The sequence below is a fragment of the Comamonas sp. C24C genome, assembly GCF_053345995.1.
Genome location: NZ_JBKFBC010000009.1, coordinates 136,664 through 156,443, shown reverse-complemented (window position 1 = coordinate 156,443; position 19,780 = coordinate 136,664). Strand labels below are relative to the sequence as shown.

Below are 19,780 nucleotides of genomic sequence, written 5' to 3'. Positions count from 1 at the left end.
GTAACATTTCTCGCTGGAGATATGCCGCCCTACCCGGGCGGTTTTTTTTAGTTGGAGCATGCAATGTCCATCGCAGATCGCGTACGTTACCCAGAATTCCTCTCGCGCGTCATGACGGCCGAAGAGGCAGCCGCCCTGATTCCCCACGGTGTCAATGTCGGCATGAGCGGCTTCACCGGAGCCGGCTACCCCAAGGCATTGCCCCAGGCCATTGCGGCCCGCGCCAAGGCCGAGCATGCCCAGGGCAAGCCCTACAAGATCAATGTCTGGACCGGCGCGTCCACCGCCGCCGAGTGCGATGGCGTGATGGCCGAAGCCCATGCCCTGGGTCAGCGCCTGCCCTTCAACACCGATCCCATCGCGCGCAAGGCCGTGAACTCAGGTGAGATCGACTTCATCGACATGCACCTGTCCCACGTGGCGCAGCATGCCTGGTTCGGCTTTCTGGGCCATATGAACGTCGCCGTGATCGAGGTACTGGGCGTGACCGCCGACGGCCTGCTGATCCCGTCCACGGCCGTGGGCAACAACAAGACCTGGCTGGAGATTGCCGACAAGGTGATTCTGGAGGTCAACACCAAGCCGCCTGCCCGGATGGAGGGCATGCACGACATCTACTACGGCACGGCCATCCCGCCGCGCCGCATGCCCATCAACATGACGCATGCCGACGACCGCATCGGCGATGCCTACCTGAAGGTGGACCCCGCCAAGGTTGTCGCCGTGGTCGAGACCCACAAGGGCGACCGCGACAATGTGTTTGCCACACCGGACGAAAACTCGCAGAAGATCGCGGGCTACATCATCGACTTCCTGGCCCACGAGATGAAGATGGGCCGCCTGCCCAAGGAAATGCTGCCCATCCAGTCGGGCGTGGGCAATGTGGCCAATGCCGTGCTGGCAGGCTTGCTGACCGGCCCGTTCGAGAACCTGCTGGGCTTTACCGAAGTGCTGCAGGACGGCATGCTGGATCTGCTGCGCGCGGGCAAGATGAGCAAGGCCTCGGCCACCTCCATCTCGTTGTCTGCGGCAGCCTACAAGGATTTCGAGGACAACATCGACTTCTACCGTGAGCGCATCATCCTGCGCCCGCAGGAAATCTCCAACCATCCCGAGCTGGTGCGCCGCCTGGGCATCATCGCCATGAACTCGATGATCGAAGCCGACATCTACGGCAACATCAACTCCACCCATGTCATGGGCACGGGCATGATGAACGGCATCGGCGGCTCGGGCGACTTTGCCCGCAACGGCTATCTGTCCTTTTTCGTCACGCCCTCGGTGGCCAAGGACGGCAAGATCAGCTGCATCGTGCCCATGTGCTCGCATGTGGACCACACCGAGCATGACACCCAGATCATCGTCACCGAGCAAGGTCTGGCCGATCTGCGCGGCCTGTCGCCCAAGCAGCGTGCGCAGGTCATCATCGACCAATGCGTCCATACGGACTACCGCGCCCAGTTGCAGGATTATTTCGACCGCTCGCGCCAGCAGGGTGCACAGCACACGCCCCATATCCTGACCGAGGCGCTGTCCTGGCATCAGCGCTTCATGGACAAGGGCGATATGCGCGCCTGAATAGGCTCCCGCTGAGCTGCTGCGCCTGGGCGGCTTCGCGGCTTCCCCCAGGGACGACACCATTGCTGCGGGGCGGTGGGGCCGCCTAGCCCCTTGCTTGGTGTCTCTGACTCGGGGTGTGGGTGGGCTGATCGCTGCGAGCTAGTCCGCTTGGTGCTGGCGTCTGCTGCTCCAAGTCCTTAGCATCGAAGGACGCTCTGCAAGGAGCGTCCTTTTTTCATGCACCACAAGGACTGGTATGGCGATCTGGACCCGAGAGCTCGATCTGAAAGCGCTGAACGCAGGCAGCGCAAACACTGCAATTTCCCATCTGGGCATTGAGTTCACCGAATACGGCGACGACTATGTGCGCGCCCGCATCCATGTGGATGAACGCACCTGCCAGCCCTACGGCATCTTGCACGGCGGTGTCAGCGTGGTGCTGGCCGAGACGCTGGGGTCGATGGCTGCGGCCTGCAGCATTCCCGAAGGCTATCGCTGCGTGGGACTGAGCGTGACCGCCAGCCATGTGCGCGCAGGCCGCAAGGGCAGCTGGATCACCGCCACGGCGCGGCCCACGCACCTCGGGCGCACCACGCATGTCTGGGCGGTGGAGCTGCGCGATGAGGAAGGCAAACTGACCTGCAACTGCAGCCTGACGATGGCGATCCTGCCGCCCGAGGCCGCAAAGAATGTGCGACTGGATGCTGCTTCGTTGGGCGGGGTTCAGTAGGTTTTGGTTTGCGAGACCGCTTTGTTTTGAGGATATAGGCCGGGTTTCGTCCCGGCCTCTGTCCATAAATCAGGTACCCAGTTTCACTCCAAACATCAAACGGAGGAGGTCTCAAACGCTTATCTATCAGGCGTGAACAGCTATCACAACAAGACGACAGTCACACTCCCAGCAACACCGACAGCTTCTGCGGCTGCTGCAGCAGATCCGCAGACTCCGCCTGCAAGGCCAGCCGGCCTTTTTCCATCACCACGGCCTTGTCGGTATGGGCCAGCACCTTCTTGTAGTCGCGGTCCACGATCAGCGTGGAGATGCCGGTCTCGCGGATCTGGGCAATCACGCGCCAGATTTCGGCCACCACCAGCGGAGCCAGCCCCTCGGTGGCTTCGTCGAGAATCATGAGGCGGGGGTTGGTCATCAGCGCGCGGCCGATGGAGACCATCTGCTGCTCGCCGCCCGAGAGTTGATCTCCGCCGTTGGACAGTCGCTCCTTGAGGCGTGGAAAGGTTTCCAGTACACGCTCGTAGGTCCATCCCCGGCTGCCGTCCAGGCCGGCTCTGGCACTCATCAAGAGGTTTTCCTTGACGGAGAGGTTGGGGAAGACGCCGCGCCCTTCGGGGACATAGCCAATGCCGAGACGCGCCATTTTCTCGGGGGCGGAATTCGTCACGTCCTTGCCATCGGCAAACACCTGGCCCGAACGCGCCGGCACATAGCCCATCAGCGTACGGATCAGCGTGGTCTTGCCCATGCCGTTGCGGCCCAGCAGGCCCACGGCCTGGCCCTGGGGCAGATCCAGCGAGATGCCGTGCAGGATATGGCTGTCGCCGTAGAAGCTGTGCACCTCCTGCAGGCTGAACATGGCATGGTTCGAAGCCCCGGAATGTGGGCGCGTGCCTGTGCCAGAGGCACCAAGCGAGGGCCGCCCCGCAGCGATGGTGCCGTCCCCCTCCCGCGCAGCGAGAGAGGGGGAAGCGGCAGAGCCGCTCAGGGGGTGCTTTGTTTCAAGCATGCTCTTCCTCTCCCAGATAGGCGGTGCGCACGACCGGGTCGTTGCGAATCTGATCGGGCGTGCCCGTGGCCACCACGCTGCCGTTGACCATGACGGTGATGCGATCGGCAATGCGAAAAACGGCATCCATATCGTGCTCCACCAGCAGCACGGCATGTGCGGACTTGAGCTCCTGCAGCAGCTCCAGCATGCGTTCTGTCTCTTCGGCGCCCATGCCTGCCAGAGGTTCGTCCAGCAGCAGCACGTGCGGTGCCGTGGCAAGGCACATGGCGACTTCCAGCTGACGCTTGGCACCATGGCTCAGGCTGCCGGCGATGCGCCCGGCATGCTGGGCTAGACCGGCGCGCTGCAGCGCAGATTGCGCCCGTTGCATGCTGGCCGCGCAATGCTGGGCCGACTCCCAGATGCGCCAGGGCCTGGGCATTGCCTGGGCCTGGGCCGTGAGCCGGCAGTTCTCCAGCACCGTGAACTCAGGGAAGATGGTGGTGCGCTGGTAGCTGCGGCCGATGCCGGCCTTGGCGCGCAGTGGCTGCGGCATCTGCGTGACGTCCTGGCCTTCAAGTGCAATGCTGCCGCTGCTGGCCGCTATCTCGCCCGAGAGCATGTTGATCAGCGTGGACTTGCCTGCGCCGTTGGTGCCGATGACGGCATGGACCTCGCCCTGATGCAGATCCAGGTCCACATTGTTCACGGCCACCAGCCCGCCAAAGCGCCGCGTCAGGCCGCGCACGGACATCTTTGGAGCATTGCCTGCATCAGCCATGATCCGCTCCTTGCTCGACAGCTTCTGGCGACTTGCCGGTCCGCGCTGCTGCCTTCTTCTGCCATTTATCGTTGATGCCGACCAGGCCCTTGGGCAGCAGCGCGACCAGCGCGATGATGGCAAGGCCCAGCGTCAGCTGCCAGTGGTCTGCGGCATTGCCCACGATGGCATGGGTGCTCAGCAGCTCCTTGAGCAGCACAAAGGTGATGGTGCCCAGCACCGCACCGCGCAGAGAACCCACACCGCCCAGAATCAGCATCAGCAGGACCTCGCCGGAATGGTGCCAGGCCAGCAGTTCGGGGTTGACCACGGCATCGCGTGCGGCCAGCAGAAAGCCCGCCAGCCCCGCCAGCGCACCGGCGATCACAAAGCCGGCGAGCTTGTAGCCATAGGTGGCAAAGCCGGCAGCGCGCATGCGCTGCTCGTTGACCCGGATACCGGCCAGCGCATGGCCGAAGCGGGAGTGACGCAGCATGGCGATGAAGGCATAGACCAGCACCAGTGCGGCCAGTACCACGAAGTACTGCGTGCTGCTGCTTTCCATGTCCAGTGCTCCGATGGCCGGGCGCTGCATCAGGTAGATGCCGTCGCTGCCGCCAAAGTAGCCCACGTCGTGCACGACGAAGAAAGCCAGTTGCGCGAATGCCAGCGTGACCATGATGAAGTACACGCCCTTGGTGCGCAGACTCAGGGCGCCCACCACCAGCGCATACAGGCCCGAGACGCCGACTGCGGCGCCCAGCATGACGAGAAAGTTGCTGCCGTCCTGGCCAGCGGCCTTCACCGCCGCATAGGCACCCAGGCCGAAGTAGGCTGCATGGCCCAGGCTGACCAGCCCTGCGCCGCCCACCAGGATATGCAGGCTCAGCGCAAAGATGGACAGGATCATGATCTTGACCACCAGATCGGACAGATAGGCCGACCAGAAGGGCTGGGCGGCCGCCAGCAGCACTGCGGCGGCCAGCGGCAGCACCACCCCTACCCAGACGCTGTGCGCGCGAATCGGGCGGCTCTGGTTGGTGACGGCAGGGGCTTCGGCATAGGCCTGATTGGATTGCGGCAGCGGCGTATAGGAGGTGTCGCTCATATCAATGATCCTTGGCACTGCTTGCAAAACTGGCATGAACCAAGCAGGGGACACCGGGCAAGGTCCATCCCGCAGCGAAGGTGTTGTCCCCCTCTCGCGTAGCGAGAGAGGGGGAAGGCGCGAAGGAGCTCAAGGGAAACTTCATCATCTTTTCCCCATCAGGCCTTCAGGGCGCCATACGAGGATCACGGCCATCAGCAGATAGATGCTCATACCGCTGAGTTCCTGGAAGAACACCTTGCCGAAGGTATCCACAAAGCCCACCAGCAGCGAGGCAATCAGCGCTCCGGTAATCGATCCAATGCCGCCGATGACCACCACCACAAAGCAGATGATGAGCACGCTGGAGCCCATGTTCGGATAGACCGAACTCATGGGCGCCGCGATCATGCCGGCCAGGGCAGCCAGGGCCACGCCCACGGCGAACACGATGCGGTACAGGCGCTTGATGTTGATGCCCAGGCCACGCACCATGTCGCGGTTGCTGGCACCGGCGCGAATCATCATGCCCAGGCGCGTGCGGTTGACGGTGTAGTACATCAGCAGCGCCACCAGCAGGCAGGCAGCGGCGGCAAACACGTTGTACCAGGGGTACTGCATCATGCCCATGAGAGGAAAGCTGCCGGCCAGCCAGGCCGGCTTTTCCACGCCATGCACATCGTTGCCTACAAGGATGGCGCGCAGGCCTTCAAACACCAGGATCAGGCCATAGGTCATCAGCACTTGCTGCAGGTGATCGCGTTCGTAGAGAAAGCTGAAGAATGCCCATTCGAGAAAATAGCCCAGCACCACGGCCAGCACCACGCCGACCAGCAGCATGGTGATGAAATGCTGGCCCAGATAAGGTGCCAGCGAGAACGCCACGTAGGCTCCGATCATGTAGAAGCTGCCATGGGCGAGGTTGATCACTCCCATGATGCCGAAGATCAGCGTCAGGCCGGAGGCCAGCAGAAACAGCAGCAGTCCGTACTGAATCGAGTTCAGACACTGCACCAGAAAAGTGGCGAGATCCACGGCAATCCTTGTTGAAGCGGGAGGGCTGAAGCAGCGGCAGCTACCGCCCCGCGAATCACGGATTCGCGTTGGAGACGAGGCGCTCTGCCGGGGCCGGCACCCAAGGTGCGGCATGCGCAGAGCAGCGACGTATCCAGGGCGGTATGGCTTGCTTCTGTTACATGCGGCAGCCGCGGGCCGGGTCCGCCAGCGCCTTCACCGCCACGCTGATCTTCTTGTTTTCCTTGCCGTCGACCTTGCGCAGATAGATGTCCTGCACGGGGTTGTGGGCCTTGCTCAAGGTGAAGTCGCCGCGCGGGCTGGCAATCGTGGCTTTTTCGATGGCGGTGCGGAAGACATCCTTCTTGCCGATGTCGCCGCCGGCCGCCTTCAGGCCCACGGCCAGCATCTGCGCTGCGTCATAGCCTTGCACGGCATAGACATCGGGCTGCAGCTTGTAGTTCTTGGCGTAGTTGGTGCGGAAGGCCTGGTCGCGCGCCGTGCCCAGTTCGTCGGCATAGTGCAGCGTGGTCAGCATGCCCTGGGCGGCCTCGCCCTGGGCGTCCAGCGTGCCGTCGGTCAGAAAGCCCGGTCCGTAGAGCGGAATGGTCTTGGACAGGCCAGAGGCGTGATAGTCCTTGACGAATTTCACGGCACCTGCACCCGCAAAGAAGGAGAACACCGCATCGGGCTTGGCCGCTGCGATCTCGGTCAGCAGGGCCTGGAATTCAACGTTGGGAAACGGTAGCGTCAGCTGCTTAGTGACCTTGCCGCCGCTTTTCTCGAAGCCTTCCTTCATGCCATTCACCGCTTCCTCACCCGCCGCGTATTTCCAGGTGATGGTCATGGCGGTCTTCTTGCCCTCCTTGGCGGCAACCAAACCCATGGGATAGGCGGTCTGCCAGTTGGAGAAGGAGCTGCGGAAGATATTGGGAGCACACATGGGGCCGGTGACTGCATCGGCTCCTGCATTGGGCACGATGAGCACGGTGCCGCTTTCCTTGGCGGCCTTGGCCATGGCCATCGCCACGCCGGAGTGCACGGTACCGATGATCACGTCGACCTTGTCGCGCTTGATGAGACGATTGACGTTGTCCGTGGCCTTGGCGGGGTCGGATTCGTCGTCGACCTTGAAGTATTCGATCTCGCGTCCGCCCAGCTTGCCGCCCTGTTCGGCGACCTGCATGCGAAAGCCGTTCTCGATCGCCACGCCCAGAGCTGCATAAGTGCCGCTGAAAGGCAGCATGAAGCCGACCTTGATCTTCTCCTGCGCCATGGCGCTGCTGCCGCTTGCGGCGGCAGCCAGTGCGATTGCGCTCCATATTGCCCATTGCTTGCTCATGCTTGTCTCCTGCTGGTTGATGGATGAATGCCGGCTTGTTCTCAGATCAAGGGATATGACTGGCTGTGGTGCTGGGGTTCGCACTGATGCACGAGCGCACTCTAACAACTTTAGGTTTAAAGCAATACCAGCGATTGCCCTAGTTGGATGACGCTGTTGCTAACGCTTTTTGCGCGCTTGCAGCAGGCCGTCAGCGCGGTTTCGTGTCCAGTTCCCGCAAGCGAAAGCGCTGGATCTTTCCGGTTGCGGTCTTGGGCAGTTCGTCCACGAATTCAATGAAGCGCGGGTATTTGTAGGCAGCCAGCCGGTTCTTCACAAAGGCCTTGAGTTCGTCCTCGCTGGCGCTCTGTCCGGGCTTGCACACCACATAGGATTTGGTCTTGGTCAGGCCCTGCTCGTCGGTCACGCCGATCACGGCCGCTTCCAGCACGGCAGGGTGCTGCTGCAGCGTGGACTCGACCTCGAATGGCGAGACATAGATGCCGCTGACCTTGAGCATGTCGTCGCTGCGGCCCGCATAGGTGTAGTAGCCATCGGCATCGCGCACATATTTGTCGCCGCTCTTGAGCCAGGCGCCCTGGAAGGTGTCGCGCGTCTTGTCGCGGTTGGCCCAGTACATCAGGGCAGCGCTCGGGCCCTTGATGTAGAGATCGCCGATCTCGCCATCGGCCACGGGCTGTCCGTCCTCGCCGCGCAGCTCCACCGCATAGCCGGGCACAGGCTTTCCGGTGCTGCCGTAGCGTATATCGTCCGGGCGGTTGGAGAGGAAGATATGTAGCATTTCGGTGGAGCCGATGCCATCCACTATATCGGCACCGAAGTGGTTCTTGAAGCGCTGGGCAACCTCGGCCGGCAGGGCTTCGCCGGCCGACGAACACATACGCAGGCTGACCTGTTCGCGTGTCGGCAAGGCGGGGTGAGCCAGCATGCCCGCAAAGCCCGTAGGCGCTCCAAAAAACACTGTGGGCCGGTGCTCGGTCCAGCGTCTGAAAGTGGCTTCCGGCGTGGGGCGCTCGGCCATCAGCACCACGCTGGCTCCCACGCTCAGAGGGAAGGTCAGGGCATTGCCAAGGCCGTAGGCGAAGTAGAGCTTGGCGGCGGAAAAGCAGACATCGTTTTCGTTCAGGCCCAGCACTGGTTTGCCATACAGCTCGGCCGTCCAGTAGGGGTTGGCATGGGTATGCACCGCCCCTTTGGGCTTGCCGGTGGAGCCTGAGGAATAGAGCCAGAAGCCGGGGTCGTCGCCCATGGTCCTGGCTGCGTGGGCCAGTGGCGTTTGCTGCTGCAGCCAAGGCTGCAGCGCCTCGAAGGCCGGTGGCAGGCCTGGCGATGCTTCCTCGGGTCTGGCGACCCAGATATGGTTGACCTCATGCTGCGCCTGCTCCAGGGCCTGCTGCACCACGGGAACCAGCGCGCCATTGGTCAGAATCGCCTGCGCTCGGCAATGTTCGAGCATGTAGGCGTAGTCGGCTGCGGTGAGCAAGGTATTCACCGCCACCGGCACCACACCTGCGTACATGGCTCCGAGAAAGGAGATCACCCACTCGCGCATATCGTGCATGACCAGCAGCACGCGCTCCTCGCGATGGATGCCGGCGGCGAGCAGGCCGTGGGCCATGCGGCGGGCCTGCTCCTGCAACTGCGCATAGCTGAGCGTGCCCTGGTCATCGGTGTAGGCGTTCTTGTCACCGCGCCCCTGGTTGAGATCAAACAGATGCTGGGCAAAGTTGAAAGCTTGGCTGAAGTCGGTCATGGCTCATGCTCCCGTCGTTTCGGCCAGTGCCTGCAGAACCTGCGGTGCAGCTTGTATGGCGCTTTTGCGATGATAGAAATCCAGTGCCCGCAGGCCGCCGAGTTCGGAGCCGCCACCGGCGCGGCCCGGACCTCCATGCTGGGACTGGGGCATGACATTGCCATGGCCCGTATGCAGCTTGGCGACAGCGGGCGTGACCACGTGCACGCGGCCGTGGCTGGCGGCGAGCTCGGTGGCGCTGGCGGCCAGGGCCTGGTCGTCATCACCGTAGATCGAGCAGACCAGCGAGCCCTGGCCGCGATGCGCAAGTGCCAGGCCATGGGCCAGGTCACGGTAGGGCAGGAGCGTGGCCACCGGGCCAAAGACTTCCATGTCATGCACGAGTGCACTGCCATCGGGGTCTTGGGTGCCCAGCAGCACGGGTTGGGCGCAGGCCGCAATCGCCGGGTCGGCATCGATCAGCGCATTGCGCCGGCCGTCATGCAGGGCCGTGGTGTGTTCCAGCAAGCGGCCCAGGCCTTGCTGCACGCTGTCGTACTGCTCGCGGTTGACCAGAGATCCCATGCGCACGGCGTCGTTGCGCGGGTTGCCCACGGAGATCTTCGCCAGCTGCGCACTGATGGCCTGGGCCAGGGTGTCATACAGGGCCTGCGGCACCAGCACGCGGCGTATGGCCGTGCATTTCTGGCCGGACTTGACCGTCATTTCGCGCACCACTTCACGCGCCAGCAAGGCGGCGGCTTCGCTGTCCGGGCCATGGCCGGGCAGCAGCATTGCACAGTTCACGCTGTCGGCCTCGATATTGCTGCGCACCGAATGGCGGCTGATGGCCGCGTGAGAGCGGATGGTCGCTGCAGTGTCCGCAGACCCTGTGAAGGAGACCACATCCATGGGCTGCAGCTGATCCAGCAAGCCGGCGGCACTGCCGCAGACAATGGACAGCGCGCCCGGGGGCAATATGCCGGCGTCGATCACATCCTTGACCATGCGCTGTGTCAGCCAGGCGGTGGCCGTGGCCGGTTTGACAATGACGGGCACGCCCGAGAGCAGGGCCGGTGCCGCCTTTTCCCACAGTCCCCAGGCAGGAAAGTTGAAAGCGTTGATGAACAGCGCCACACCGCGCGTCGGAACCTGGATATGGCGGGACAGAAAGGCTCCGTCCTTGGCCAGCGCGACGGCTTCGCCGTCGCTCAGATGTCTGGCGTCGCCCAGCGCTGCGCCCCATCTGGCGTATTGATTCAGGGTGTAGATACCGCCGTCCACATCGACGGCGCTATCGTTTCTGACGGTGCCGCTGTTGGCGGTGGAGATCTCGTAGTACGCGTCACGCCGGCTTTGCAGCACGGCGGCAATATCGGCCAGCAGGCTGGCGCGCCGGGCGTAGCTCAGGGCGCGCAAGGCATTGCCTCCGGTGTCGCGTGCAAAGGCAAAGGCGGCACCCAGATCAAGCCCGGTGGCGTCGACACGCACCAGCTCGGCCCCCAGTACCGGATCTCGTAACAAACTGCCCGGGCCGCTGCCGGTTTGCCAGCGGCCTGCCATATGGTTGGCCAGTAACTCAGTCATGGGGGTCTCCTGAAGTGCTGTTCTGATCAGCATCAAATCTTTGGTGAAACATGCAATATTGTGCGTGCAATTAAAAGATAAATACGAGACAATGCAGTGTCAAGCAATATATTGCATGATTCGCGTTAACCCCGACTGTTTATCATTCACGGCCTCTGAGGAGCTTTATGGATCAGTTAGACATGGCATCCGCGTCGGTTGCGGAAGGGGATGAGGCGGGCAAAAGCCCGTTGCTGCAGGCCTTGGGCGAGAGGGTGCGCAATCTGCGTGCGCGCCGCGGTCTCACGCGCCGCGGGCTGGCTTCTGCGGCCGTGGTGTCCGAGCGCCATCTGGCCAATCTCGAATACGGCACGGGTAATGTCTCCATCCTCGTGCTGCAGCAGATCGCACAGGCACTTCAGTGCAGCATGGCCGAGTTGCTGGGCGATGTGACGACGGCCAGCGCCGAATGGCTGCTTCTGCGCGAGTTGCTCGAGGGCCGCAGCGAGGCCGATCTGCAGCGCGTGCGGCTGGCGGCCGGAGAGATTCTTGGGACGGCGCCCAGTGGAGACCCGCACCGGGCTTCTCGCATTGCCCTGATAGGCCTGCGCGGCGCGGGCAAGTCCACGCTGGGCCGCATGCTGGCAGAGCAGCTGAATGTGCCGTTTCTGGAGCTGAATCAGGAGATCGAACGGGTGGCCGGCTGCAGCGTGCGCGAGATCTACGACCTCTATGGCGCAGGTGCCTATCGCCGTTACGAGCGTCGTGCACTGGAAGAGGCTGTGCAGATCTACAGCGATGTGGTGATTGCCACTCCGGGTGGCATTGTCTCGGACCCCGCGACCTTCAATGAGTTGCTCAGCCACTGCACCACGGTCTGGCTGCAGGCCCAGCCCGACGAGCATATGGGCCGTGTCGTGGCCCAGGGCGACACGCGGCCCATGGCGGCCAACCCTGAGGCCATGGACGATTTGCGCCGGATTCTGGACGGCCGATCGGCCTTTTATTCCAAGGCCGACCATGTGTTGGACACCAGCGGCAAGAGCTTGGCGCAAAGCTTCAGGCAGCTGAAGACACTGGTCGCGGCCTGAGCGGATTCAGGCGGGCAGGGCGCGCTCAAGTATGGCTGCGATATCGAGCCCCGCAGGGTCGAACGCTCCGACCACCATGGACCCGCCTTGTGCGCCAAGGCGGGTCTGGATGAAGCCATCGGCCATGGCCGCGGGCGCGTGCCTGTGCAGCAGGCAGGCCTGGGCAAGCAGACACAAGTCCTGCACCAGTCGGCGCGCTTGCGGCTCCAGTGCATCGGGTGCGGCAGACAGGCGCCTGGCCAGCGATTGCGCCATCGCCGTCAGCAGGGGGTGGTCGGCAGCCATATCGCCTAGATCCTGCAGCAGCAGGCGCGCAGCTTCTGGCTCGCGGCCCATGGCGCGCAGAACGTCAAGACACATCACATTGCCCGAGCCCTCCCAGATGGAGTTGACCGGCGCTTCACGGAACAGGCGCGAGACGATGCTTTCCTGCACATAGCCGTTGCCGCCAAAGACCTCCATGGCTTCGCCCGTGATCTCCACCGAGCGCTTGCAGACCCAGAACTTGGCGGCCGGAGTCATGATGCGTTTCCAGGCACGAGCCAGCAGGTCGCCGTCGGCCTCCGACTCATAGGCTTGCGCCAGATACATGGCGAGCTGCATGGAGGCTTCGCTTTCGAGTGCCAGATCCGCGAGTACGGAGGCCATCAGCGGCTGATCTGCAAGATGCTTTCCAAAGGCCGAGCGCTGACGTGCATAGGCAATCGACTGCACGGTGGCGCTGCGCACAATGGCTGCGCTGCCCAGCACGCAGTTCAAGCGCGTATAGCTGGCCATTTCGATGATGGTGGGAATGCCGCGTCCTTCCTCGCCCATGAGAATGCCCCAGGCGTCCTGCAGCTCCACTTCCGCGCTGGAGTTGCTGCGGTTGCCAACCTTGTCCTTGAGGCGCTGCACACGAACCGGGTTCTTGCTGCCATCGGGGCGCCAGCGCGGCACGAAAAAGCAGGCATGACCGCCGAGGTCGCCGCTTGCCGTGGCCATGCGCGCCACCACCAGATGGGCGTCGCACATGGGGGCCGAGAAAAACCATTTGTGGCCGCGCAGCAGATATTCGCCGCCGCGGCCGCCCTCATGCACCGGACGGGCCACCGTGGTGTTGGCGCGCACGTCCGAGCCACCCTGTTTTTCCGTCATGCCCATGCCTATCCAGATGGATTTTTTCTGGGCCAGCGGCAGATCGCGTGCGTCGTACTCGTGGTTGAACAACTGGGCCTTCAACTGGCTCCAGAGCCTCGGCTCTTTTTGCAGCACGGGGATGGCCGCTGTGGTCATGGTGGCCGGGCATAGCGTGCCTTGCTCCACCTGGCCGTGCAGGTAGAAGCCGGCGGCCCAGGCGCTCCAGCGACCGCGACCCTGGCTCTCGAAGGGCAGAGAGATCAGACCCTGCTCGCGATACAGCTCCATGAGGCGATGCCAGCTGGGGTGGAATTCCACGGCATCAAGCACACGCCCGCGCGCGTCGAAGCGCTGCAGCTCGGGGGTATGGTGGTTGGCGAGCTCGGCATGCTCCCAGTTCTGCTTTTCGCCAAGCTGCTGGGCAAAGCGGCTCAGGGCCGGTACAAAGCTCTGGGCCTGCTGGCGCTGCAGCACTTCCTGCAAGGCAGTATCTGCCTGCAGCAGGTTGATGTCGGTCAGCTCATCGAACTGGTTGAAGACTTCATGGGTGTCCAGGGCCTGCATGTGCGATCACTCCTGTGCTGTGCGCTTGTCACAGCCCAATATAGAGCGCCGCATGGCTGGCGAAAAGCGGGTTTTCAGCCGCCTTGTCGCCGGTGTTCAGCGCCTGCGTGCCTGCTCGTACAGGCCCATGACGCGCGGCACGTTTCCTTCCAGCTGGCGGATGCGATCGGGGCCTGTCGGGTGCGTGGAGAGAAAGCCTATGCCGCCTTCGCCGGTGGCCTGGCCCATCTTGCGCCACAGGCTCACAGCGGCCTGCGGGTTGTAGCCGGCGCGGGCTGCCAGCTCCAGTCCGACCAGATCGGCATCGCTTTCGTCGTTGCGGCTGAACTTGAGGCTGAGCAATTGCCCTCCCAGCCGTGCCGCAGCATTGCCGATATCGCCCAGACCCAGTAGTTGCGCGCCCAGCGATATGCCTATGCTGGTGGCCTGGTTCTTGGCCAGCTGCTCGCGCGAATGCTCGCGCAGGGCATGGGCCATCTCGTGGCCCATGATCATGGCGATCTCGTCATCCGTGAGCTTGAGCTGGTCGATGATGCCGGTGTAGAAGGCGATCTTGCCGCCGGGCATGCAGAACGCGTTGATCTGCTTGCTGCCTATGAGGTTGACCTCCCAGCGCCATTGGCTGGCGCGCGGATTCCATTGCGCGGCATAAGGGATGAGGCGCTGGGCAATGGTGCGCAGGCGTTGCAGCTGCGGGTTGCCGGCATCTGCCAGCGCACCCTGGGCCTTGGCTTTCTGCAGCAGCTCCTGGTACTGCTGGGTCGCCGAGTTCTCCAGCGTCTCGGCCGGCACCAGCTGACGCATGACGGATGCCTTGCCGACCTCCACCTGCGCCTGTGCAGGCATCAGCGGCGCGCAGGCCAGTGCAAGCAGCAGGCAACTGCGGGTGGCGGGCAGGCGCAGGGATGAGATGAGGGCGTGCATGAGCGCCAAGTCTAAGCGAGCTGCAGCCGGCCTCGGGTCAGACGGTTTCTGCAGTCTTGCGCTCTGCCTGCACCACCAGCCACAGACCGCCGATCACGCCGAGCAGACCCAGCACGGACCACCAGGCCGGCCGCTCGCCCACCACCAGCAGCGACAGCGCAAAGGCGGTGATTGGCTCGGCCTTGCTCAGGGCCACACCGGTCGCGGCAGACATGCCGCGCAGGCCCACGGAAAACAGCAGATAGGCAAATCCCGTGGCGACCATGCCCAGATAGATCACCACGGCCCAGCCTTCGGCGCTGATCTGCAGCGGCCCGCCCAGCCAGGCCGAAACGGGTAGCGACAGCAGGGCCGCATAGGCAAAGACCCAGGCATTGACCGTGGCTACACGCGATTGCATCACCAGGGCCTGATTGACCAGGGCGTAGGCGGCGTAGGACAGACCGGCGAGCAGGCACAGGGCCATGCCCGCCCATGGCAGATGCTGTCTGTCGCTGGCGGCCAGCGCCATGACAATGCCTCCGCCCACGCCGGTGCAGGTGCCCAGCCACCATTGGGAGCTGGGCATGCGCTTTTGCACCACGGCCTGCATCAGACCGGCCCAGATGGGGCCGCTGCCTATGGCCAGCGCCGTACCCAGGGCCACGCCGCTGGCCTTGACGCCGGCAAAGAAGCTGAGGTTGTAGATGGCCATGCAGAGGCCGCAGAACACGATACGCGCCCAGCGCATGGGCTGGCGTGCATGGCCTCGGTCCAGCAGCAGCGCCAGCGCGCCAAAGAACAGTGCGGCCATGACCATGCGCAGGCCGCCCACCCAGTAGGGCGAGAGCTGTGCGGGCGCGAAATACTGTGCCGTGCCCGTGGTACCCCAGAGCATGGCGGCGGCCAGTACCAGACCGACAGGACCCAAAGCATTTCGGGACGATGAGGAAGAGATAGCGGAAGTGACAGACATGAGTGAGCCATCATGCGCGGGCCCGGGCCGCCCATCTGTCGAGAAACGCTTGAAGTGCGCCGGCTCAACGCGGCTCACGCAGTTGACGCGATGTCACGCCGCGTTCGCGCCGCAATGCATAGACCAGGGCGCTTGCCGAGGCGTAGCCGCAGCGCAAGGCGGTCGCTTCGAGTGCCGTCCCCTGTTTGAGCTGCAGCACGGCAGCATCCAGACGCAGGCCGCGCAGCCAGTCCTGCGGGGTGCGGTCAGTCAGCTCCACAAAACGGGCATGGAACTGGGCCACGCTCAGGTGCATCAAGCCCGCCAGTCTGGCCGTGGGCCAGCTTTCGTGCAAGGCGGCCTGGACCTGCTGCTGCAGCCGCAGCAGATCCAGTCCACGCCGCTGCAGCAAGGTTGGGGCCTGCAGCACCAGTGCCATTTGCGCGGCGGCCGACAGGCTCGACTGAGGAAAGCGCAGCGCCGGTGGCACGGCAAAGCGGCGCAGCTTGTCCAGCCCCTCGGCCATGGGCGCATCGATCACCAGTACCTGGGTTTGCGGCGCGGCCAGATAACCATGGTCGGCCCCTGCAGGGATGACCATGCCGCAGGCGCTGTCTACAAAGCTGGGTCTGCCGGCCACCTCCAGCTCCATGCGGCCCTGCAGCGCAAACAGGATCTGGACATAGTCGTGGGCATGGGCCTGATGCTCGCCGCTGTAACTGCGCACCGATGCCTGTGCCTGGTCAAGCACAGGGCGCGGGGATGCGGTGTCACGGCTCATGGGTCAATCCTGCTTACAGAAAGAGACGGCGGTCGGGGCAATGGTAGCGCCCGGCGACTGGCACGGGCAACCGATAATGCCCTCTGCCTCAGAGAATCAGACCATGACCGAGTCGTCCCAAACAAGCAGCAATCCCTCTTCCGCAGACGTCGCCATCAAGCCCAAGCGCAGCTGGAGTCAGGCCTTCAAGGTCTACGCTCAACCCACCAGCCTGCGCATGCTGGCTCTGGGCTTTTCGGCCGGCCTGCCTTTGCTGCTGGTGCTGGGTACCCTGAGCTTCTGGCTGCGCGAGGCCGATATCGACCGCACGACGATCGGATTCCTGAGCTGGGTGGGTCTGGCCTATGCCTTCAAATGGGTGTGGTCTCCGCTGGTGGATCGTCTGCCCCTGCCGGCGCTGACGCGGATGCTGGGCCGCCGCCGCAGCTGGCTGCTGTTTTCGCAGCTGCTGATCGTGGCGGGCCTGCTTGGCATGTCGTTCATGGACCCCAAGCAATCGCTGCAACCCCTGGTGTGGTGCGCAGTGCTGGTGGCTTTCGGCTCGGCCACGCAGGATATAGCGCTTGATGCCTATCGCATAGAGTCCGCCAAGCTCGACGACCAGGCGGCCCTGGCTGCCACCTACCAGACCGGTTATCGCCTAGCCATGATCTGGGCCGGAGCCGGCGTTCTGTGGGTGGCGGCACAGGTGCAGGGGGATGTGCAGGGCTATATGGTGCAAGCCTGGCATGTGGCCTATACGGCCATGGCGGCAAGCATGCTGGTAGGCATGATCACGGTGCTGCTCTCGCCCGAGCCTGAAACCCGCCCCATGGCACCGGCACGCAATGCCGCCGAATGGATCAAGGGCGCGCTGATTGCGCCATTTGCCGACTTCATCGGCCGCTATCGGTGGCAGGCGCTGCTGCTGCTGGCGCTGATCGGCCTGTATCGCGTCAGCGACGTGGTCATGGGCATCATGGCCAACCCGTTCTATGTGGACATGGGCTACACCAAGGAAGAGGTGGCAGCCGTGACCAAGGTGTTCGGCGTCATCATGACGCTGCTGGGCGGCTTCGTGGGCGGCACCATGGCCGTGCGCTGGGGCGTGATGCGTGTGCTGATGCTGGGAGCCGTGCTGTCGGCCTGCACCAATATGCTGTTTGCCTGGCTGGCCACGCGCGGCCACGACGTCGCGGCGCTGGTCTGGGTGGTCAGTGCCGACAATCTCGCCGGGGGGATCGCCTCGGCAGCCTTCATCGCCTATCTCTCGGGCCTGACCAATGTGCAGTACTCGGCTACGCAATATGCGCTGTTCAGCTCCATGATGCTGCTGGCGCCCAAGTGGCTGGCGGGCTTCTCGGGGGTGTTTGTCGATACTTATGGTTACGAGTCGTTCTTCCACACCACGGCGCTGATGGGCTTCCCGGTGCTGCTGCTGATTTTCCTGGCATCAAGAGTGAAAATGGGCTCTGGTGCTTGATGGGAAAGCGCTGTTAGCTATTGTTTTTTGAGGCGTGTAGCGTTTACCGAACTTTACGCGCCAGACAAGAGCAGATCATCTGCGTGCTGCAGCATGGTGCCTTGAAGAAATATCGAGGCGCGAGCATGACTACACTGCCCCCTATGAGCACGCACCAACTTCTGATGATTGAGGACGACGTTCGCCTGGCGCAAATGGTGAGCGATTATCTGGGCAATAACGGCCTGGAAGTGACCCATATGGCCGATGGCAAGAGCGGCCTGGAACAGCTGCAGCCCAGCGATGGCGGCTCGGTCGAGCTGCCCGATCTGGTGATCCTGGACCTGATGCTGCCGGATATGGACGGCCTTGAAGTCTGCCGCCGCATACGTTCCATGCCTGGTGCCCCCGCACAGGTCCCGGTGCTGATGCTGACCGCCAAGGGCGATCCCATGGACCGCATCATCGGCCTTGAGCTGGGCGCCGACGACTATCTGCCCAAGCCTTTCGAGCCACGCGAGCTGCTGGCCCGCATTCGCGCCATCCTGCGCCGCAAAGGTGGCGAGAGCCAGACGGCACCCGCGAATGCCGTCATGCGCTTCGGCAGCCTGGAAATCGATCGTGATGCCCGTACCGTGTCGGTGGGCGAGCAGCAGGCCGATCTCACTTCCTACCAGTTCGATCTGCTGGTGGCGCTGGCCGAGCGCGCCGGTCGCGTGCTGACGCGCGACCAGATCATGGAAGCCGTGAGAGGCCGCGAACTGGAGGCCTTCGATCGTTCGATCGACGTGCACATGGGCCGCATCCGCGCCGCGATCGAGGCTGACCCCAAGGCTCCCAAGCGCATTCTCACGGTGCGCGGTGTGGGCTATGTTTTTGCCAAGCAACAAGACTGATGAAGCTGCTGCATGTCTTCTCTCAGCGCCTGTATCTGCGCATCTGGCTGGCCGTGGTGGTCGGCGTGGCCGTGCTCACGCTCTGCGTGGCCTGGGCCTGGAATATTGCCGAGGAACAGCGCGCGCAGAACAGCACCACCCCGCCATCGCGCGAGATGGTGCTCAAAGGTCCCGAGGGCGAGGTGCTGGTGGAGGGGCGTGGCAACCGCATCTCCGGCTCGCCCGTAGATGGCGTGCGTTTTGAAATTGCCGCCAGGGACGGGCAGGTCTATGAGCTGTGGATGGCGCCGCGCGAGTGGCGTGAGGGCCGCCCTCCGCCGCGTGATGGTGCCGTGGCCTTCTGGCTGCGGCCACCGTTCGGCTTTCTGTGGATGCTGGGCCTGGTCGGCGTGGCGGTGGTTGTGGGCGTGTTCCCCATCATTCGTCGCCTGCTCAAACGTCTGGAAAACCTGCAGCGCGGCGTCAAGCGCTTCGGCGAGGGCGATCTGTCGGTGCGCGTACCCGAGCATGGCCATGATGAGGTGGCGGATCTTGCACACCAGTTCAATGCCGCTGCCGCGCGTATCGAGACCTTGATGACCTCTCACAAGTCTCTGCTGGCCAATGCCTCGCATGAGCTGCGTTCGCCGCTGACGCGCATCCGCATGGGCCTGGAGTTCATGGGCGACGATCCGGCCAGTGCACGTGCCAAGGCCGAGATCCAGCGCAATATTGGCGAGTTGGATCAACTGGTTGACGAGATCCTGCTGGCCAGCCGGCTGGACTCCAGCGAGGTCGATGTGGGCACGGTGGAGTCGGTCGATCTGATCGGTCTGGCGGCCGAGGAATGTGCACGCATCGATGCCGATCTGGAGATGCAGACCGATGGTCCGCTGGAGGTGCAAGGTATCGCGAAACTGCTGCGCCGCGCCGTGCGCAATCTGCTGGAGAACGCGCGCCGCTACAGCGAGGGCGAGATCACGCTGTCCTTGTCCAGGCAGGACGGTATGGCCGTGATTCGCGTCGAGGACCATGGCCCTGGCGTTCCCCAGGCGCAGCGTGAGCGTATTTTCGAAAAGTTCTATCGCCTGCCTGGCGCCAGCGAGCGCTCCGGCGGTGTGGGTCTTGGCCTGTCGCTGGTGCGCTCGATCGCCGAGCGGCATGGTGGCACGGTGCACTGCGAGGCACGCCAGGACGGCCGTAGCGGTGCGAGCTTTGTGATCTGTCTGCCTCTGGTCTGATCCGGCTCCCCCAAAAAAAGCCCCG

Annotated in this window: 17 protein-coding genes; 6 read left to right on the top strand and 11 right to left on the bottom strand. The window is 63.7% G+C overall.

Going from position 1 to position 19,780, the window contains the following annotated elements; translation table 11 throughout:
- Positions 1-63 precede the first annotated feature (63 nt).
- Positions 64-1,578, top strand: coding sequence for an acetyl-CoA hydrolase/transferase family protein (locus ACLBXN_RS17180; protein WP_447612939.1), 1,515 nt, complete (start codon positions 64-66; stop codon positions 1,576-1,578).
- Positions 1,579-1,816: 238 nt separating this feature from the next.
- Positions 1,817-2,290 carry a PaaI family thioesterase gene (locus ACLBXN_RS17175; protein ID WP_043003224.1) on the top strand — a complete coding sequence of 158 codons (474 nt, stop codon included), beginning with the start codon at positions 1,817-1,819 and terminating at the stop codon, positions 2,288-2,290.
- A gap of 160 nt (positions 2,291-2,450) precedes the next feature.
- Here ACLBXN_RS17175 and ACLBXN_RS17170 read toward each other — a convergent pair whose 3' ends face one another.
- The 7 genes from ACLBXN_RS17170 to ACLBXN_RS17140 all read right to left on the bottom strand — a co-directional run bounded on the left by ACLBXN_RS17170 (position 2,451) and on the right by ACLBXN_RS17140 (position 10,806).
- On the bottom strand, positions 2,451-3,152 hold the full coding sequence (locus tag ACLBXN_RS17170) for an ABC transporter ATP-binding protein (RefSeq protein WP_447612987.1): 702 nt from the start codon (positions 3,150-3,152) through the stop codon (positions 2,451-2,453).
- 142 nt (positions 3,153-3,294) lie between these two features.
- Positions 3,295-4,065, bottom strand: coding sequence for an ABC transporter ATP-binding protein (locus tag ACLBXN_RS17165; RefSeq protein WP_407714749.1), 771 nt, complete (start codon positions 4,063-4,065; stop codon positions 3,295-3,297).
- Positions 4,058-5,152, bottom strand: a complete 1,095-nt coding sequence (locus ACLBXN_RS17160) for a branched-chain amino acid ABC transporter permease (protein ID WP_043003221.1) — start codon at positions 5,150-5,152, stop codon at positions 4,058-4,060. Before ACLBXN_RS17160 ends, ACLBXN_RS17165 begins: the two co-directional genes overlap by 8 nt.
- Before the next feature lie 144 nt (positions 5,153-5,296).
- Complete coding sequence (locus ACLBXN_RS17155) at positions 5,297-6,166, bottom strand: branched-chain amino acid ABC transporter permease (RefSeq protein WP_043370423.1); 870 nt, start codon at positions 6,164-6,166, stop codon at positions 5,297-5,299.
- 157 nt (positions 6,167-6,323) lie between these two features.
- On the bottom strand, positions 6,324-7,487 hold the full coding sequence (locus ACLBXN_RS17150; protein WP_043003219.1) for an ABC transporter substrate-binding protein: 1,164 nt from the start codon (positions 7,485-7,487) through the stop codon (positions 6,324-6,326).
- A gap of 190 nt (positions 7,488-7,677) precedes the next feature.
- Positions 7,678-9,240 (bottom strand): benzoate-CoA ligase family protein, encoded by a 1,563-nt coding sequence (locus ACLBXN_RS17145; RefSeq protein WP_447612938.1) that lies wholly within the window; start codon positions 9,238-9,240, stop codon positions 7,678-7,680.
- Between the two features lie 3 nt (positions 9,241-9,243).
- Positions 9,244-10,806: a 3,4-dehydroadipyl-CoA semialdehyde dehydrogenase gene (locus ACLBXN_RS17140; RefSeq protein WP_447612937.1), complete on the bottom strand. Its 1,563-nt coding sequence runs from the start codon at positions 10,804-10,806 to the stop codon at positions 9,244-9,246.
- Positions 10,807-10,973: 167 nt separating this feature from the next.
- On the opposite strand from ACLBXN_RS17140, the gene ACLBXN_RS17135 reads away from it, so the two are divergent.
- Positions 10,974-11,876 carry a helix-turn-helix transcriptional regulator gene (locus ACLBXN_RS17135; RefSeq protein ID WP_003059848.1) on the top strand — a complete coding sequence of 301 codons (903 nt, stop codon included), beginning with the start codon at positions 10,974-10,976 and terminating at the stop codon, positions 11,874-11,876.
- Between the two features lie 6 nt (positions 11,877-11,882).
- Here ACLBXN_RS17135 and ACLBXN_RS17130 read toward each other — a convergent pair whose 3' ends face one another.
- The 4 genes from ACLBXN_RS17130 to ACLBXN_RS17115 all read right to left on the bottom strand — a co-directional run bounded on the left by ACLBXN_RS17130 (position 11,883) and on the right by ACLBXN_RS17115 (position 16,198).
- Positions 11,883-13,559, bottom strand: coding sequence for an acyl-CoA dehydrogenase family protein (locus tag ACLBXN_RS17130; RefSeq protein ID WP_447612936.1), 1,677 nt, complete (start codon positions 13,557-13,559; stop codon positions 11,883-11,885).
- A gap of 96 nt (positions 13,560-13,655) precedes the next feature.
- Entirely contained in the window at positions 13,656-14,483 is an 828-nt protein-coding gene (locus ACLBXN_RS17125; RefSeq protein WP_211458107.1) for a M48 family metallopeptidase, read from the bottom strand.
- Positions 14,484-14,520: 37 nt separating this feature from the next.
- The gene (locus tag ACLBXN_RS17120; protein WP_447612986.1) at positions 14,521-15,393 is read right to left on the bottom strand and encodes a DMT family transporter; all 873 of its coding nucleotides are present in this window, start codon (positions 15,391-15,393) and stop codon (positions 14,521-14,523) included.
- A 109-nt stretch (positions 15,394-15,502) separates the two neighbouring features.
- Entirely contained in the window at positions 15,503-16,198 is a 696-nt protein-coding gene (locus tag ACLBXN_RS17115) for a helix-turn-helix domain-containing protein (protein WP_447612935.1), read from the bottom strand.
- 103 nt (positions 16,199-16,301) lie between these two features.
- On the opposite strand from ACLBXN_RS17115, the gene ACLBXN_RS17110 reads away from it, so the two are divergent.
- From ACLBXN_RS17110 to ACLBXN_RS17100, 3 genes are all read left to right on the top strand, one after another.
- Complete coding sequence (locus ACLBXN_RS17110; RefSeq protein ID WP_447612934.1) at positions 16,302-17,660, top strand: AmpG family muropeptide MFS transporter; 1,359 nt, start codon at positions 16,302-16,304, stop codon at positions 17,658-17,660.
- 143 nt (positions 17,661-17,803) lie between these two features.
- Positions 17,804-18,535 carry a response regulator transcription factor gene (locus ACLBXN_RS17105; RefSeq protein ID WP_343676984.1) on the top strand — a complete coding sequence of 244 codons (732 nt, stop codon included), beginning with the start codon at positions 17,804-17,806 and terminating at the stop codon, positions 18,533-18,535.
- A complete protein-coding gene (locus ACLBXN_RS17100; RefSeq protein WP_043003212.1) occupies positions 18,535-19,755 on the top strand; it encodes a HAMP domain-containing sensor histidine kinase in 1,221 nt (406 codons plus the stop codon). The genes ACLBXN_RS17105 and ACLBXN_RS17100 overlap by 1 nt, the downstream gene beginning before the upstream one ends.
- Positions 19,756-19,780: the final 25 nt, after the last annotated feature.